The sequence below is a fragment of the Vibrio sp. 10N.286.55.E10 genome, from assembly GCF_002872555.1.
Classification (GTDB): Bacteria; Pseudomonadota; Gammaproteobacteria; order Enterobacterales; family Vibrionaceae; genus Vibrio; species Vibrio crassostreae.
On sequence record NZ_MCSD01000008.1, the window covers coordinates 71,832 to 88,419 of the forward strand.

Sequence of the window (16,588 nt, forward strand, 5' to 3'; positions counted from 1 at the left end):
ACGATTAACCTTTGTATATCTGACTCAAGCCTAAATTAAGCTTGGTACTTTTTGATTACTAGCGTTGCGTTCGTACCGCCGAAACCAAAGCTGTTAGACATAACCGTTGTTAGCTCTTGTTCACGAGCTTCAGTTACGATATCTAGGCCAGCAGCTGCTTCGTCTAGGTTAGAAACGTTAATGCTTGGAGCGATGAAGCCGTTGTCTAGCATTAGCGTTGAGTAAATCGCTTCGTGTACGCCAGCTGCACCTAGAGCGTGACCTGTCATCGCTTTAGTTGCAGAAATTGCTGGGCTGTTACCGCCGCCATTACCTTGAGAGAAAACTTCTTGGATAGCGCCTAGCTCTTTCACGTCGCCAACTGGAGTTGAAGTACCGTGAGTGTTCACGTAGTCAACGCCATCAACGTTTTGCATAGCCATCTTCATACAACGAACCGCGCCTTCACCAGAAGGAGCAACCATGTCGTAGCCATCTGAAGTTGCGCCGTAACCTACGATCTCACCGTAGATTTTTGCGCCACGAGCAACTGCGTGCTCAAGCTCTTCGATTACTAGCATGCCGCCACCACCAGAGATAACGAAACCGTCACGGTCTGCATCATAAGTACGAGAAGCCAGCTCAGGAGTGTCGTTGTACTTAGTAGAAAGTGCGCCCATTGCGTCGAACATCATAGTCAGAGACCAATCCAGTTCTTCACCGCCACCAGCGAATACAACGTCTTGCTTACCAAGTTGGATAAGCTCCATTGCGTGACCAATACAGTGTGCAGATGTCGCACATGCAGAGCTCATAGAGTAGTTCACACCACGGATTTTGAAAGGAGTTGCTAGACAAGCAGAAACCGTAGAAGCCATTGTACGTGGAACCATATATGGACCAACGCGCTTCACGCCTTTCTCACGAATGATGTCTACCGCGTTTACTTGGTTTAGAGATGAAGCACCACCTGAACCCGCAACGATACCCGTGCGGTCATTAGATACTTGATCTTCAGTTAAACCAGAATCAGCAATTGCTTGCTCCATTGAAAGATAAGCGAATGCCGCTGCATCACCCATAAAGCGCATTTTTTTGCGATCGATATGGTCAGCAGGGTTCATTTTTAGGTTACCCCATACTTGAGAGCGCAAGCCATTTTCCTTGAACTGCTCTGAAGCGGTAATACCAGATTTACCCTCTTTCAGTGATGCTAAAACTTCTTCGACGTTGTTACCGATACTTGAAACAATACCCATACCGGTGATTACGACTCGTTTCATGTGACATTCCTATAATTCTAAATTCAGCTAGATGATAACTAAGAAGCCTAACAAAAGTGGTCAGCTTTCCTAGAAATTCGTACAATCCCTACCAACATATCGCTTCAAATCACAAAATGATAGATTTTATGACTTCAATTACTAATGCAGAACTGGAATGGAATGAGTCTGGCACGCCAGTTTCAGACCAATTTGACGACGTTTACTTCTCCAATGTTAACGGTTTAGAAGAAACTCGCTACGTCTTTTTAAAGCAAAACCACCTTCCAGAGCGTTGGCTTGAACATGAACAACGCCGTTTTGTGATTGCAGAAACCGGCTTTGGCACAGGTTTGAACTTTCTTGCAGTTTGGCAATGGTTCGATGCTTTTCTTAAAGATAACCCACAAGCGATGACCAAAGAGTTACATTTCATCAGTTTTGAAAAATATCCTTTAAATAAAGAGGATCTCATCAAAGCACACCAATCGTGGCCAGAATTAGCCGAGTATGCGACGCAACTCCAACAACACTACCCTATCGCCCTGCCTGAATGTCACCGCATTGTGCTTGGCGACGGTGCAATCACGCTTGATTTATGGTTTGGCGATATTAAAGATTGCATGCCTAACGTACCAACCCCACGTGAAGGTTTGGTTGATGCTTGGTTCTTAGACGGTTTTGCTCCGAGCAAGAACCCAGAGATGTGGAATCAAAACCTATTCAACGGTATGGCCAAGCTCGCCAAGCAAGATTGTAGTTGCGCGACTTTCACCGCGGCTGGCTTTGTGCGCCGTGGCTTAATTGAAGCTGGCTTTGAAATGAAGAAGGTCAAAGGTTTTGGCACCAAGCGAGAAATGATTGCAGGCCGACTTGGCGAAAAGCATGCTCACACCAACATCAAACCTTGGTATGGCCTATCACAGCACAACGAATCGCAAGACATCGCTATCATCGGTGGTGGTGTTGCTAGTGCAGCACTCGCTAAAACGCTGAGCCGCCGTGGTAAAGACATCACGCTTTATTGTGAGCACCCACAAGCAGCGGGTAATGCATCAGGCAACAATCAAGGTGCGATTTATCCATTGTTAAGCGAAGCCACCTCGAACGTGTCTCGCGTGTTTGGACCAGGCTTACTGTTTGCTCGCCAGTTCATTAATCAGGCGGCGCAATCTATTCAGTTTGACCACAGTTGGTGTGGCGTGAACATTTTGATGTGGGACGAAGGCTCCACTAAAAAGCTCAACCGCATGTTGGAAGGCAATTTCCATACAGATTTGATTCAGCGTTTATCGCCAGAACAAGCGAATGAAAAGATTGGCCTACCGGTCGATAAAGAGAGCGTTTACTTCCCACTGGGTGGTTGGTTGAGCCCTCTGCAACTGACACAAGGCCTGATCGGGAAGTTAGAAGAGACCCACCAAGTTAGCACTCACTATCAACATCAAGTGACTCAACTAGAATGGCTCGAAACTGAACAACAATGGTTGCTCATCATTGAGACACCACAAGGTGAGATTCAAACCAAGCATGACCAAGTGGTGGTTGCGAACGGCCACAAGTTCACTCAGTTTGAGCAGACTCAGCCAGTACCACTGACACCGGTTAAAGGTCAAGTGAGCCACATTCCGACCACGGATAACCTCAGTAAACTAAAAACCGTGTTGTGCTTTGATGGTTACTTAACACCACAAAACCCAAACAATGGACACCATTGTATTGGCGCAAACTACGACAAAACCAACATCGACCAAGAGTTTGATATTGAGGTTCAGCAACATAATGGCGAGCGTCTGCATGGGTCACTGCCAGACCAAGCATGGACAAAAGATGTCGATACCAGTAGCAACCTAGCGCGCCAAGGTATCCGTAGCGTGAGCCGTGACCACTTGCCATTTGTTGGCAATGTGGGCGATTTCGAAGCCATTAAAGATCAGTACCAAGATCTACACAACTTTAACCCACAGCGTGACTCGGTTGATGATGTTGAAACGGTGACAAGCTTCCCTAACCTATACTGTTTTATCGGATTAGGCTCACGTGGCTTGAGCTCTGCGCCATTATTGGCTGAAGTGTTAGCATCACAAATTTGTGGCGATCCGCTTCCCTTACCTGTCGATGTGCTTGAAGCGATTCACCCAAGCAGAATGTGGGTACGCAGGCTGCGTAAAGGTAAAGCATTAACCGCTGGCTGGGTTGCAGATAAGCACTCAAAAACAAATCAGTAGTTTCTAGTTCAACTATTCTGAATATCTAAATATTGGAAATACCTGAAACTAAAAGCTAAAAAGCCCGAGCGACATTATGTCCCTCGGGCTTTTTGTTGTTCGTGTTGATCTAACTTGTATTTACAGCTTAGCAACCGCGTCTTTGATCTGCTGAGCAATCTCTTCGTTGCTGATAGAACCAGACTCAAAATCAAAGTTATCGTAGAAGCTTGGTACTGAAACTGACGCTTTTACGTTTCCGCCAAAGTATGGCGCTGAACCTGTTGCTGCGCCAAGTACCGTTTGTGCACCGCCTGGGCCAGGTGAAGTCGCTAGGTAAACCGCCGGCTTCTCGCCAAACACAGAGCGCTCAATGCGTGTCGCCCAATCAAATAGGTTTTTGTACGCAGCTGGGTAGTGGCCGTTGTGCTCAGAAAAAGAGATAACAAACGCATCTGCTTCAGCTAAATCACGTAAGAATGCTTGTGCGCCTTCCGCTTGGCCAATCTCTTTTTCAGTGTCTTCACTGAACATAGGAACGTTGTAATCGTTGATGTTTAGAACTTTAACTTCAGCACCTTCAATCAAGTTAGCTGCGTAAGTTGCTAGAGTTTTGTTGATAGAAGTAGAGCTTGTGCTTGCGCCGAATGCGATAACTTTCATGATGTGACCTTTTCTGTAAATCCGTTAAGTGGGATTAGAATAACGTAGTCAGAAAATGGAACCATCACAAGGATTGAACGGACTCATTCAAAAATTTCGAATGAGTCTCAAATAATTAACAGCTCAGCAAAATGGAAAGGAAGGGACTGAGCGGATAGTGATAAATTGTTAGCTATTAAGCTTGGTTTTGCAGTTCAACCCAAAGGTCATTAACGATGGTGCGATCTGCTGGCGTTAGTTCAGAGCGAGCGTCATCTAGGCTCTTCTCGATGCGTGCTTTTACTTCAGCTACGTCTTCAATGCCTTCTTCTTCACATGAAGCCACTGACAGAGAAATATGACCACGTAAGTAACCACCAGCAAACAGTTCATCGTCTGATGCGTTTTCAATGCGAGCATCAATTACTTCAAGTAGTTTTTCTTCAAATTCGATAATCATAATATTCTCTTATTTCACAATAAATTGGCTAGTACATAAAGGTTCTACATCGTAGAAGCTGCGTAATGCTTCAGAGAGCATTTTTACGCGAGGCGGAAGACCAGCTTCAAAGATACCCATGACTTCGCTGTGTACTTTATTCATAAAGGCCAAACGATCTGGCTCAAAATCGCCGTGTAGATTGTCACAGCTGACATTAAAAGGAAAGCCTGCGCTCATCGCAATGATCCATTCATACGCTTGTGGGCGAATTTCTACTTTTTCAAACTCAGCTTGAACCGACTCAGTTCGACCATCAGGCTCATACCAATAGCCAAAATCTTCCAACAAACGACGCTCAGGACCAGCGACACACCAGTGCGCTATCTCGTGAAGTGCAGACGCATAAAATCCGCGAGCAAATACGATACGGTGATGAAGAACCTCCCCATCGGCTGGCAGGTAAATAGGCTCGTCTGCACCCAGTTCGAGTTTGGTATTGTAACTCTCGAAAAAGGTTTGATTGAAAATATCGATGATGTCTGGGTATTGGTGCGTCATAAAATCAAATTTAAGTAAAAAGAACCGGGGCATTTTGCGTTTTTTTAAGCGCTCGGTAAAGCCCTATCACGAGCAATGGCATTAGGTTGCCCCCAATACTTTACTGTGACAATCGATTGCTGATCCCAGATTACACTACTTTGAGGCGAATGATTAGTTTAGCTAATCTGAAACACCCATTCACGGTACAAATATTCATTCGTCAATCAGCGTTTTTACTACTACACTCGCGCTTCATTTTTATATCCCAAAGGCCTATAAGACTCCAATTTATAGACCTATATTATAGAGCTACAGCAATGCTACTAAGTGTTTTGTATATCATTGGCATCACGGCAGAAGCCATGACCGGCGCTCTCAGTGCTGGCAAACAAAAAATGGATTGGTTTGGTGTAATGTTGGTTGCCAGTGCAACGGCAATTGGCGGCGGTACAGTACGAGATATCTTACTCGGCCATTACCCTTTAGGTTGGGTTGAAAACCCACAGTATCTGGCAATCACCTGTATCGCAGGTGTTATTACAACCGGACTGGCTAAATGGGTTATCAAGCTCAAAGGGCTATTCATTCGTTTAGATGCACTAGGGCTTATCGTGTTCAGTATCATTGGTACTAAAGTAGCGATGACCATGGGTCTACATCCAATGATCTGCATGGTGTCTGCGCTAGTCACGGGTGTCTTTGGTGGTTTACTGCGCGACCTTATCTGTCGTCAAACACCATTGGTGTTGCATGAAGAGCTGTATGCCTCTGTTGCACTTGTCGCTTCAGGTTTATATCTAGGTTTGCTTGAACTTGGCATTAACGACGTAACCGCGACGATTGTGACGCTTGTAGTTGGTTACTTGCTGCGTATGGCAGCTGTACGATTCAAGTGGCGTTTACCTTCGTTCCAGCTTGATCCTGAAAGCTCGGTACATTAAATGATATATTCTCAATTACGCAGAATATAAAAAGGGTTGCTTCATCACGAAGCAACCCTCTTTGTTTTTATCAAATCAGTTTCAAATCTGTTCTGATTACAACGAAGCAGAACTAGATTTTTGGCGTTTCAGTTGTCACACCAAAGTTTTGACCACGGTGACGTAGCAAGTGATCAAGCAATACAATCGCTAACATCGCTTCTGCGATCGGCACGGCACGGATACCTACACATGGGTCATGACGACCTTTAGTGATTAGTTGCGTTGCTTCACCGTCTTTAGTGATCGTGTCACCAGGAACGGTAATGCTTGATGTTGGTTTAAGCGCAATGCTTGCAACAATATCTTGGCCAGTAGAAATACCACCTAAGATACCGCCAGCATGGTTGCTGCTGAAACCTTCTGGCGTTAATGGATCACGGTGTTCACTACCGCGTTGATTAACGACGTCAAAGCCATCACCAATCTCAACACCTTTCACCGCATTGATGCTCATTAGAGCGTGAGCAATGTCAGCATCTAGACGATCAAAAATTGGCTCACCAAGGCCTACAGGCACTTTAGTCGCAACCACTTGAATCTTCGCACCAATCGAGTTGCCTTCTTTTAGCAAGTCACGAATCAGTTGATCAAATTCTGGTACTTTGTCGGCATCTGGGCAGAAGAAAGCGTTGTTTTCAATCTCGTTCCAATCCACTTTATCAATTGAGATATCACCCATTTGAGAAAGGTATGCTTGGATTTCAACACCAAATTCTTGTTTTAGGTATTTCTTCGCTATTGCACCTGCAGCAACGCGCATTGCAGTTTCACGAGCTGAAGAACGACCACCACCTCGGTAATCACGTACACCGTACTTTTGATGGTACGTATAGTCAGCGTGGCCTGGGCGGAACTTGTCTTTAATTTCGGAATAGTCTTTAGAGCGTTGGTCTGTATTTTCAATCAATAGACCAATAGAAGTGCCCGTAGTTTGGCCTTCAAATACACCTGATAAGATTTTCACTTCATCCGCTTCACGGCGAGCCGTTGTATAACGAGAAGTACCAGGGCGACGACGATCCAAATCTCTTTGAAGGTCTGCTTCGGTAATTTCTAATCCTGGTGGGCACCCATCTACGATACATCCTAGTGCGATACCGTGACTTTCTCCGAACGTGGTCACGCGGAAATGTTGTCCGATACTGTTTCCTGCCATTACTTCCTCTAAATCAGCTATTGAGCAGAAGGTTTGATTCCGAAACCGACTGGCTAACAGCTTTACTTGTCTATTCTTCGTGAATTCATAGTGGCTTTATTACCAAATGATGTAAACCCCAAAAAACGAACAATTTTAACTTTCTATTACATGAGCCGAATGAAATGAATAACGCGGGGAAATGAGTGGCGCTTTGAGAAGAGTATTTTTATTATGGTAAGAAAGCAAAAAACCCGACAACTCGGAGAGTTATCGGGTTTCTTTAAATAATGGCACGCCCTGAAGGATTCGAACCTTCGACCACCTCCTTAGAAGGGAGGTGCTCTATCCAGCTGAGCTAAGGGCGCGCTACAGGAACGAATTATACGAATTCGAATCAGTAAAGCAACGGCTTTATGTAACATTCTGATCTAAGTGAGTAAAAAAAGGGCAACAAACATATAAGTGTTGGAAAATAGAACAAAGCAAACGTTTGCTTGATGGTAATCAAAAAGATTTTCTGGAATAATGCGCCAAAAACATCAGCCACTAACTTGAATATCAATACTAAGGAAATTCATGACTGCTCAAAATATTGATGGAAAGCTAATTTCTCAAACGGTTCGCTCCGAAGTTGCTGCACGTGTAAAAGCTCGTACTGAAGCTGGATTACGCGCTCCGGGCCTAGCGGTTGTTTTAGTGGGTGAAGACCCTGCTTCTCAGGTTTACGTTGGAAGTAAGCGTAAAGCGTGTGAAGAAGTTGGCTTCGTGTCTAAATCTTACGACTTGCCAGCCACTGCGACAGAAGACGAATTGTTAACACTGGTAGACCAACTGAACCAAGACCCAGAGATCGACGGTATTCTGGTTCAACTGCCTCTACCTGCTGGTATTGATAGCACTCACGTTCTTGAGCGTATCACGCCAGAAAAAGACGTTGATGGCTTCCACCCATACAATGTCGGCCGTTTGGCTCAGCGTATGCCTAAGCTTCGCTCTTGTACGCCAAAAGGCATCATCACGCTGCTTGACCGTTACAACATCGATTTACGTGGTAAGCACGCGGTTGTCGTTGGCGCATCAAACATCGTAGGTCGCCCAATGACGCTAGAGCTCCTTCTAGCAGGTTGTACAACGACAACATGTCACCGCTTCACCAAAGACCTTGAAGGCCACGTGCGTCAAGCAGACGTTGTTGTAGTTGCAGTAGGTAAGCCAAACTTCATTCCAGGTGCTTGGATCAAGAAAGGCGCTGTTGTGGTCGATGTGGGTATCAACCGTTTGGAATCTGGCAAACTAGTGGGTGACGTTGAATACGACGTAGCGAAAGAAAGCGCAAGCTTCATCACGCCTGTACCGGGTGGTGTTGGTCCAATGACGGTGGCGAGCCTAATCGAGAACACCATGATCGCTTGTGAGCAATTTCACTCGAAGTAATCCGCAGCGCATATAAATAAAATTAGAAGGCCGCAACGTGATGAACGCTGCGGCTTTTTTGATACTTAGACATTCGTTTTGAAACAGGGCGACTCGCTTTTGATGCACTGCTATTCGCTACTTATCTGGATTCTCGACTTTTTCCGTCTGTTCAGAAGGCGGTAATAAACTAATAAGCTCACACTCCGTTGATATGAGTTTTTCCAACTCAGATCCTTGTGTAATTAAACGGAAATCACCGCCAGTAATCACCCCAAGAGGAATGGCTTTAGGGTACAGCGCGTTAAACTCGTTTAAATCAAATGCCTCGGTCAAACCTGTACTTTTAATTTGGCTACCCTGAGCCATCAACGAGTTAAGCTTGGAATAGGTAACTCCTTCCGAAAACAAGCTTCTGTTGCCATCGCGGTTCACCTGATGCCTTTCATGTTTATTCTCTGATGACTCAAGCTCAAACACCTTATTTTCACCAAACTCGTCTTGATAGTGCATGCTAACTAATGGGTTGGTTTGACGATAAGGCGAGACGATCATCGCACGCCCTACTCCATCCAATTCCAGATTATTTTCAGCGTGACTCGAAGCTGGATTACCAAAGTAGACATTCAAGTTATCCATGCGTGCTAAGCGAATGCTTTCCCAGTTGGTATCGGCAAGCACACTATTGATGTTGTGTGTCGCCAATACTTTGGCAAACTGGCGTGAAAACTGAGTCGCACCAAAGAAGATAACGCCTTGTGCCTTCTCTTGAGTCACACCTAGCCTTCTTGCCCACCAACTCGCGGTGAGGCTTTGAATCACAACTGTACCGATGATGATCAAGAACACCATTGGTACCAGCAGGTCTGCGCCTTCTATTAATTGTTTTTCTTGAAGCTTGATTGCAAACAGAGAAGAAACCGCGGCTGCAACGATCCCGCGCGGCGCCATCCAGCTCAAAAACCATTTATCCGCAGAGGTAAGATCCGTGCCGATCCCGCTGATCCACACACTTAACGGGCGAGCCACCAGCATAACCACCGCTAATAAACTAATACCGCCCCAACCTATCGAGAGGAAGGTTCCTGAATCGAGTCTACTCGCTAACAGAATAAACAACGCTGAAATGAGTAATACGGTCAGGGTTTCTTTGAATTCGATGATGTCTTCGATATCCAAGCCTTTCACGTTGGCAAGCCAGATCCCCATGATGGTCACGGTTAATAAACCCGATTCTTCACTCAAGTCATTCGAGAAAGAGAACGCAGCGAGCATTAGCGTCAATACAGCCACATTACGTAAATAGTGCGGTACCCAATGCCCTTGCAGCATCTTGGCAATCAAATAGCCACCGATGATCCCTAAACCTAAACCAATGGTTAAGGTTAGTCCCAGAGCTGAAAGTACATGTCCTGTAGGGTCGGCCGAAGAGACGATGTATTCATAAACCAGAACAGCAAACAGAGCGCCAATGGGATCAATCACTATCCCCTCCCATCGCAAGATACTGCCTAGAGAAGATTTAGGCTGAATACTGCGAAGCATGGGTACGATCACCGTTGGGCCAGTTACCACGACTAATGCACCAAACAATGCGGCTAACGGCCAACTAAAGTCCACAAAGTAGTAAGCACCCACCACGATACAGGCCCAGGTAATCAACATACCGAAACTCACGAGGTGAGTCACCATCCGGCCATGGCCTCTGATTTCTTTAAAATTTAGGGTTAATGCCCCTTCAAACAGGATGATGGCAACCCCTAATGAAATCATAGGAAACAACACATCACCAAAAATGGCATCGGGATTTAAGATATTCAAGCCAGGACCTAACAATAGGCCGACGATAAGGAGAGGAAGAATCGCGGGAAGACGTAAACGCCAACCGAGCAGCTGACAAGCTAAAGACAAAAGTCCAATTAACGCCAAAGAAGAAGTAATCGACAAATCCATTTGTGCCCCTAAAAGGTTTGCACCACACCCTGTGGTACAAACTATTCAATGAAATAAGAAAGCCTACGTTCTTACACTATAGGCTCTCTTTTTCACGCTAACCGAATATTATTGTGATTAATCAGTCACTTTACTATAGGGAGAGTAAAGTCATGATCAGTTAGCTACAGAGAAAGTACAACACCAGCAATCGCTGCACTCATCAAGTTAGCAAACACACCCGCACAAATTGCTTTGAAGCCATATTGTGAGATGAAAGAGCGACGCTCTGGAACTAAGCTACCCAAACCACCGATCAAAATTGCCATGGTAGAGATGTTAGCAAAGCCACATAGAGCAAAAGTTACGATCGCTTGAGAGTGCTCACTCAGTGCCTCTTTAGCATCCATTAGTTGGATGAAAGCCACGAACTCGTTCACGACAATCTTGTTACCGATCAATGAACCTGCAACCACAGCCTCAGACCACGGTACACCGATTAGCCATGCAACGGGTGCAAACACATAACCTAGGATAAGTTCGAAGCTTAGGTTTACGCCAAACCAGCCACCAACAATACCTAGCAAGCCATTCAGCATTGCAATCACACTGATAAAGGCAAGAAGTGTTGCACCCACTGCAACGGCAATACGAAGTCCAGACATAGCCCCATCTGCCATTGCCTCAACTACGTTTGTTGCTCGTGGAATTTCTACATCAGACTCAATATTTTCTTGAGCGTCATCTGGGCTGCCAGGTACTAAGATTTTAGCCATCAGTAGACCGGCTGGTGCAGACATGAATGCCGCAGCGATCAGGAAGTTTAAGTCAACGCCAAGAGATGCATAACCCACTAACGTACCACCAGCTACAGAAGCCAAACCACACACCATCACAGCAAACAGTTGTGAATCCGTCATGTGCTTTAGGTAAGGTTTAACCACCAATGGCGCTTCAATCATGCCGACAAAGATATTGGCAGTCGCAGACAGTGATTCTGCACGACCTGTACCCAAGAACTTCTGTAGCGCACCACCAATAAGGTTGATCACCTTTGGCATAAAGCCAATGTGGTACAAACCTGAAATCAATGCAGAGAAAAAGATAATGATGCCAAGAACATTAATCGCGAAAACAAATCCGTTATTCGTTAGGCCACCAAATAGAAAGTTAATCCCCTCTTGACCGTAGTTGATCAAGCTAGATACCGCACCTGTGGCTGCATTCAACGCTTCTTTACCCATTGGTACATACAGAACCAACAGCGCGAATGAGATTTGTAATAAGAAAGCCAAAGAGACTGTTCTTAGTGGAATATTTTTTCTGTCCGTAGATAGTAACCAAGCGGCAACTAAAATAGTGATAATTCCAAGTAGGGAAGCCATGTGCGTCAACCTAAAAGTTATAGATAGGAAAGGCGACGCATTCTATAGAGGAAATCGTTTGCGGCAAGCTGAGGTTGTTAACGTGATGTTGGGGTAATCAAGGTTTAACTATGAGTATAATTAAGTTATTGAATTTTAATAATTAACTTTGATTAAAAAGCGTACTTTTTCCATATGGAAATTATATTTATAGATTAGGAAACAGTTAGCGATGCAGTTCAACACAAGTTTTGAGGTTTTTGTCCCAATACGTCGGCGACCCTATATGATCTTTAATGAACTCAATCACCGCTGAAAGCTTCTTCGGCATGTTCTTTCTGCTTGGGTAAACAGCATAGAATGGCATCAGCTGACTGGCTCTCCACTCTGGTAATACTTGAATCAACTTACCCGTTCTAAACTCTTCTTTCACTAAGTAAGTCGCCAAATAAGCAACACCCCACCCTGATACTGCTGCGTCTCGTACAGCCTCAGCCAAATCGACTGAGTAATCGCCCGCGACTTTAACACTAAGGTTTTCTTGCCCGTTATCAAACGCCCACGATGTGTAATCTCGCTCTCGGCTGCGATAGATAAGGCAATTGTGGTCAATCAGATCAGAAGGCACATGCGGCGTCCCGGCCTTAATCAGATAATCCGGTGATGCAGCCACTACAAACTGGCTGTCGGCTAATCGCTGCGCAATGTAACCTTCAGGCAAGTCTTCATTGTTGGTGATCCAGAGATCCAAACGCTCTTCAATCATATCCACCTTATAATCGAACAAGTGAACCTCGATTCTCAGCTGTGGGTAAAGCTGTCTGAGTTGGTCGATCGCGGGAATGATATGCAGCGTGCCAAATGACTGCGACAAACCGACGCGCAGTATTCCAGAGATATCATCGCGCTGGCTGTCCATATCCATCTGAGCTGATTTCACCGTGTTAAACAGCTGCTCACAGTGTTGATAGAACACGTCTCCCGCTTCGGTAAGCGTGAGGCTTCGTGTCGTCCTTTGCACCAGCTTGATTCCTATCGAGTCTTCAAGCAAAGCGACTTGCTTGCTGATATGAGACACTGAAACATTTAAGCTCTTTGCAGCACTGGTAAAGCCTTCATGCTTAATTAACGCATGGAATATCACCATCTGTGCAGCTCTATCTGTTAGCACAAGGCCACCTTCTCAAATCTCTAAAATATAAAATCAAAAAGGACTCCGAAGAGTCCTTTAGTTCGTTCTGCCTATGGTAGGCCAAATGCTATCAAAGCAAGCTATGCCAATTAATCAAACTTAATTCTGTCGGCTAGGTGGCTTACTGCCAAAGCAAAGTAGTAAGAACGATTCCACTTCATTAACACATTGTAGTTGTTATAAATGAGGTACGAACGTCCGGTTTCATCATCCGGCATGATTAACCAAGCTTTAATGTCTTCATCAAGTGTTGGCAGTGGGCGATCGTCATAACGCTTAATACCGAGTTCAGACCACTCTTTTAAGTATTTCGCTTTGTCTTCAGTTCGACCTTGTAAATCGATCGACACAGATGACGGAACATGAACCTGACGACCCCAAGTATATTTGTCATCCCATCCTGATTGGCTGAGATAATTTGCCGCTGAAGCAAATACGTCTTCTTCAGTGCCCCAAATGTCTTTCTTACCGTCGCCATTACCATCAGCCGCATATGCTAAGAATGAGCTTGGCATAAATTGAGGCTGACCCATTGCGCCCGCCCAAGAGCCTTTCATCTCTTTTGGTGCAATATGGCCTTGATCAAGAATCTTCAACGCCGCCATCGCTTCGCTGCGGAAAAACGCTTCTCTGCGTCCTTCGTAAGCCATGGTCGTTAGCGCATCGATAACACTGTAGTTACCAGTGAACTTACCAAAGTTACTCTCAACACCCCATAGCGCGACAATGAATCTTGGTTGAACACCATATTCATCACCAATACGCTTTAGCGCTGTGTAATGCTTCTTATAAAGTGATCTGGCTTGCTTCACTTTCCAATCAGGCACTGCTCGTGGAATGTATTCATCCAGAGTCAGTTTTTTCTCAGGTTGATTCTTGTCGGCTTTCACCGCTCTTGGCTTAAACGTTACACCATCAAAGGCTTCATCAATGATCGTTTCAGAGATGCCTTCTTCACGGCCTTGTTGCTTTAGTTTTTCTACATATTGTTCGAAGCTCAATTCTTCAGCGTGCACTGAGCTAATGGTCAAGCTATTACCCAATAGTAATGCCGACACAGCCAATATGGTTTTCGAAAATTTACTCAACAATCACTCCTCCTTGAATTGAGGTGGCTATCACTCTTCGTCTTGAGATTTCTGTTGAGCTTTACGCTCTTTATGAAGCTCAAGTTCGTTAACTGGTGGTGGCGGAACCTGCAAAAAGAAACCATCGGTATTCAGTGATTCTTTCACTTTTTCGATGTTCACTTGAGCCAGTTTACGGCCATCCATTTTAATTACCATTACAAAACTAGGTTTACCAAACATTTGCATCAATGCGTCAGGAACTTGTGAAAAATCATCCTTCTTAGGGATATAAAGGTATGTTCCTTCTTTCTTTGAGCTTTTATATATAGAACACAGCATGACAAACCTTTTTAATTGATTATGACTACAAAACTCTCACTTGCGAGATCAATAGTTTATGTTAGGGAAATATTGGGAACAAAACGTCCATTTGACAACAAGATTACTTGCTGTGCTTGGTTTGGGAATATAACATGATAAACCTAGTTTCAGGCAATGCCCTTTATTTTATTGATAAAGAAATTGTACCAATTCGCTATTGAGGTCCTGTAGTTTTTCGATGTCTAGTAACCCAGATCTAAAAGGTAGCAGCTTTACGCTATCTGTTTTGCACTTATCCGATGATCAAGTCGAAAATGCAGTGTCTTTTCTTCAAGAGAAGGTAGACCAAGCACCTACGTTTTTCGCCGCCGCGCCTGTTGTTATCAACATCAGTAAAGTCGCAGGCGATATCGATTTTGTGCAACTGAAAAATGGTATCTCTCAAGCGGGCATGATCCCGGTTGGCGTGGCTGGCTGTTCTGATAAGCGTATGCAAAATCTAGCGAAAGAAGCGGGCTTTGCAGTCATGACGGCAAGTAAATCTCCATCGCAAGCACCGGCTAAGATGGCGCCGATTAAGGTGGTTCGAACCCCAATTCGTTCTGGTCAGCAGGTTTATGCGAAAGATGGCGATCTGTTGATCCTTAGCCATGTGAGTGCGGGTGCAGAAGTGATTGCCGATGGCAGCATCCATATACATGGCACATTACGCGGCCGCGCGATTGCAGGTGCAAGTGGTCAAACTGAAGCAAAAATAATTTGTAATGATTTACAAGCCGAGCTGGTTTCCATTGCGGGAAATTACTGGCTCAGCGATCAAATTGAAAGCGAGTACTGGCAGAAGAAAACCATGTTCAGTATGGCAAACGATGTATTACACGTTGACGTCCTCGCAATATAAGAGAAATAAAAGGAAAACAGAATGGCACGCATTATCGTTGTAACGTCAGGTAAAGGCGGGGTAGGCAAAACGACCTCTAGTGCAGCTATTGCCTCAGGTCTGGCTTTAAAAGGGAAGAAAACCGCAGTTATCGACTTTGATATCGGTCTGCGTAACCTAGATTTAATCATGGGTTGTGAGCGTCGTGTCGTTTACGATTTCGTTAACGTTATCAATGGTGAAGCTACGCTGAACCAAGCGATGATCAAAGACAAGCGCACAGAGAACCTGTTCATTCTTCCTGCTTCTCAAACTCGTGATAAAGATGCACTAACCAAAGATGGTGTTCGTCGCGTATTTGATGAGCTAGATGAAATGGGCTTTGATTTCATCATCTGTGATTCTCCTGCGGGTATCGAACAAGGCGCTCTAATGGCGTTGTACTTTGCTGATGAAGCGATTGTAACGACTAACCCTGAAGTCTCTTCTGTACGCGACTCAGACCGTATTCTAGGTATTCTTGACTCTAAATCTCGTCGTTCAGAAGACGGCTTAGAGCCAGTGAAAACACACCTTCTACTGACTCGCTACAACCCAGCACGCGTAACTCAAGGTGAGATGCTAAGTGTTGAAGACGTTGAAGAGATCCTACACATCTCTCTACTGGGCGTGATTCCAGAGAGCCAAGCGGTACTGAATGCATCGAACAAGGGTGTTCCAGTTATCTTTGACGAAGCAACCGACGCAGGTATGGCTTACAATGATACTGTAGAGCGACTACTAGGTAGCCAAGTGGACTTCCGTTTCTTAACGGAACAGAAGAAAGGCATCTTCAAAAGACTGTTCGGGGGCTAATACGCAATGTCATTACTAGAGTTTTTCAGACCACAGAAAAAGACGACCGCAAACCTAGCCAAAGAGCGTTTGCAGATCATTGTTGCTGAGCGCCGCAGTCATGACGACCCTGCTCCATCGTACTTACCGCAACTGAAAGAAGACATCTTGAAGTGTATTGCAAAGTACGTTGAGGTCGATCCATCAATGGTTGATCTGACGTTCGAACACAAAGATGACGACATCTCAGTATTAGAGCTGAATGTTAAGCTACCAGAAGACGATAAGTGATCTTCGTTATCTTGTAAGTAGTCAGCAGATTAAATAAAAAAGAGAGCCTAGGCTCTCTTTTTTGTGTCTGCATTTTATATCTGTAGCTGGCTAACTCT

The 16,588-nt window shown here is 44.8% G+C and carries 16 protein-coding genes and 1 tRNA gene; 6 read left to right on the top strand and 11 right to left on the bottom strand.

The window, feature by feature from the left end:
• Positions 1-35: 35 nt before the first annotated feature.
• Positions 36-1,262, bottom strand: a complete 1,227-nt coding sequence (fabB, locus tag BCV39_RS06530) for a beta-ketoacyl-ACP synthase I (RefSeq protein ID WP_057622324.1) — start codon at positions 1,260-1,262, stop codon at positions 36-38.
• A gap of 56 nt (positions 1,263-1,318) precedes the next feature.
• On the opposite strand from fabB, the gene mnmC reads away from it, so the two are divergent.
• Positions 1,319-3,469, top strand: coding sequence for a bifunctional tRNA (5-methylaminomethyl-2-thiouridine)(34)-methyltransferase MnmD/FAD-dependent 5-carboxymethylaminomethyl-2-thiouridine(34) oxidoreductase MnmC (gene mnmC / locus BCV39_RS06535; RefSeq protein ID WP_102433598.1), 2,151 nt, complete (start codon positions 1,319-1,321; stop codon positions 3,467-3,469).
• A gap of 120 nt (positions 3,470-3,589) precedes the next feature.
• Here the strand turns inward: mnmC and BCV39_RS06540 are convergent, their stop codons facing one another.
• The 3 genes from BCV39_RS06540 to BCV39_RS06550 form a co-directional block, all read right to left on the bottom strand.
• Positions 3,590-4,111 carry an NADPH-dependent FMN reductase gene (locus BCV39_RS06540; RefSeq protein ID WP_102433597.1) on the bottom strand — a complete coding sequence of 174 codons (522 nt, stop codon included), beginning with the start codon at positions 4,109-4,111 and terminating at the stop codon, positions 3,590-3,592.
• Positions 4,112-4,286: 175 nt separating this feature from the next.
• Entirely contained in the window at positions 4,287-4,550 is a 264-nt protein-coding gene (locus BCV39_RS06545; protein WP_017632537.1) for a YfcL family protein, read from the bottom strand.
• 9 nt (positions 4,551-4,559) lie between these two features.
• The gene (locus BCV39_RS06550; RefSeq protein WP_102433596.1) at positions 4,560-5,090 is read right to left on the bottom strand and encodes an elongation factor P hydroxylase; all 531 of its coding nucleotides are present in this window, start codon (positions 5,088-5,090) and stop codon (positions 4,560-4,562) included.
• 299 nt (positions 5,091-5,389) lie between these two features.
• Here BCV39_RS06550 and BCV39_RS06555 point away from each other — a divergent pair, with 299 nt between their 5' ends.
• Positions 5,390-6,013, top strand: coding sequence for a trimeric intracellular cation channel family protein (locus tag BCV39_RS06555; RefSeq protein ID WP_004734183.1), 624 nt, complete (start codon positions 5,390-5,392; stop codon positions 6,011-6,013).
• Positions 6,014-6,125: 112 nt separating this feature from the next.
• Here the strand turns inward: BCV39_RS06555 and aroC are convergent, their stop codons facing one another.
• Entirely contained in the window at positions 6,126-7,211 is a 1,086-nt protein-coding gene (aroC, locus tag BCV39_RS06560; protein WP_004734182.1) for a chorismate synthase, read from the bottom strand.
• A gap of 270 nt (positions 7,212-7,481) precedes the next feature.
• A tRNA-Arg gene (locus BCV39_RS06565) sits at positions 7,482-7,558 on the bottom strand.
• Between the two features lie 211 nt (positions 7,559-7,769).
• Between BCV39_RS06565 and folD the strand changes: the two genes are divergently transcribed.
• The gene (gene folD, locus BCV39_RS06570) at positions 7,770-8,627 is read left to right on the top strand and encodes a bifunctional methylenetetrahydrofolate dehydrogenase/methenyltetrahydrofolate cyclohydrolase FolD (RefSeq protein WP_017629535.1); all 858 of its coding nucleotides are present in this window, start codon (positions 7,770-7,772) and stop codon (positions 8,625-8,627) included.
• 117 nt (positions 8,628-8,744) lie between these two features.
• On the opposite strand, the gene BCV39_RS06575 is transcribed toward folD, so the two are convergent.
• The 5 genes from BCV39_RS06575 to BCV39_RS06595 all read right to left on the bottom strand — a co-directional run bounded on the left by BCV39_RS06575 (position 8,745) and on the right by BCV39_RS06595 (position 14,503).
• Positions 8,745-10,559 carry a sodium:proton antiporter gene (locus tag BCV39_RS06575; RefSeq protein WP_102433595.1) on the bottom strand — a complete coding sequence of 605 codons (1,815 nt, stop codon included), beginning with the start codon at positions 10,557-10,559 and terminating at the stop codon, positions 8,745-8,747.
• Positions 10,560-10,723: 164 nt separating this feature from the next.
• Positions 10,724-11,923 carry a NupC/NupG family nucleoside CNT transporter gene (locus BCV39_RS06580; RefSeq protein ID WP_019826134.1) on the bottom strand — a complete coding sequence of 400 codons (1,200 nt, stop codon included), beginning with the start codon at positions 11,921-11,923 and terminating at the stop codon, positions 10,724-10,726.
• Positions 11,924-12,128: 205 nt separating this feature from the next.
• A complete protein-coding gene (locus BCV39_RS06585; protein WP_080967320.1) occupies positions 12,129-13,049 on the bottom strand; it encodes a LysR family transcriptional regulator in 921 nt (306 codons plus the stop codon).
• 134 nt (positions 13,050-13,183) lie between these two features.
• A complete protein-coding gene (locus BCV39_RS06590; protein WP_102433616.1) occupies positions 13,184-14,182 on the bottom strand; it encodes a lytic murein transglycosylase in 999 nt (332 codons plus the stop codon).
• A gap of 30 nt (positions 14,183-14,212) precedes the next feature.
• A complete protein-coding gene (locus BCV39_RS06595) occupies positions 14,213-14,503 on the bottom strand; it encodes a YcgL domain-containing protein (RefSeq protein ID WP_017062372.1) in 291 nt (96 codons plus the stop codon).
• 220 nt (positions 14,504-14,723) lie between these two features.
• Between BCV39_RS06595 and minC the strand changes: the two genes are divergently transcribed.
• Genes minC through minE form a run of 3 tightly spaced genes read left to right on the top strand, consistent with a single transcriptional unit; the run spans position 14,724 to position 16,490 of the window.
• Positions 14,724-15,386: a septum site-determining protein MinC gene (gene minC, locus BCV39_RS06600; protein ID WP_017629530.1), complete on the top strand. Its 663-nt coding sequence runs from the start codon at positions 14,724-14,726 to the stop codon at positions 15,384-15,386.
• Between the two features lie 21 nt (positions 15,387-15,407).
• Entirely contained in the window at positions 15,408-16,220 is an 813-nt protein-coding gene (gene minD / locus BCV39_RS06605) for a septum site-determining protein MinD (RefSeq protein ID WP_009848498.1), read from the top strand.
• A 6-nt stretch (positions 16,221-16,226) separates the two neighbouring features.
• Positions 16,227-16,490 carry a cell division topological specificity factor MinE gene (minE, locus tag BCV39_RS06610; RefSeq protein WP_004737949.1) on the top strand — a complete coding sequence of 88 codons (264 nt, stop codon included), beginning with the start codon at positions 16,227-16,229 and terminating at the stop codon, positions 16,488-16,490.
• Positions 16,491-16,588: the final 98 nt, after the last annotated feature.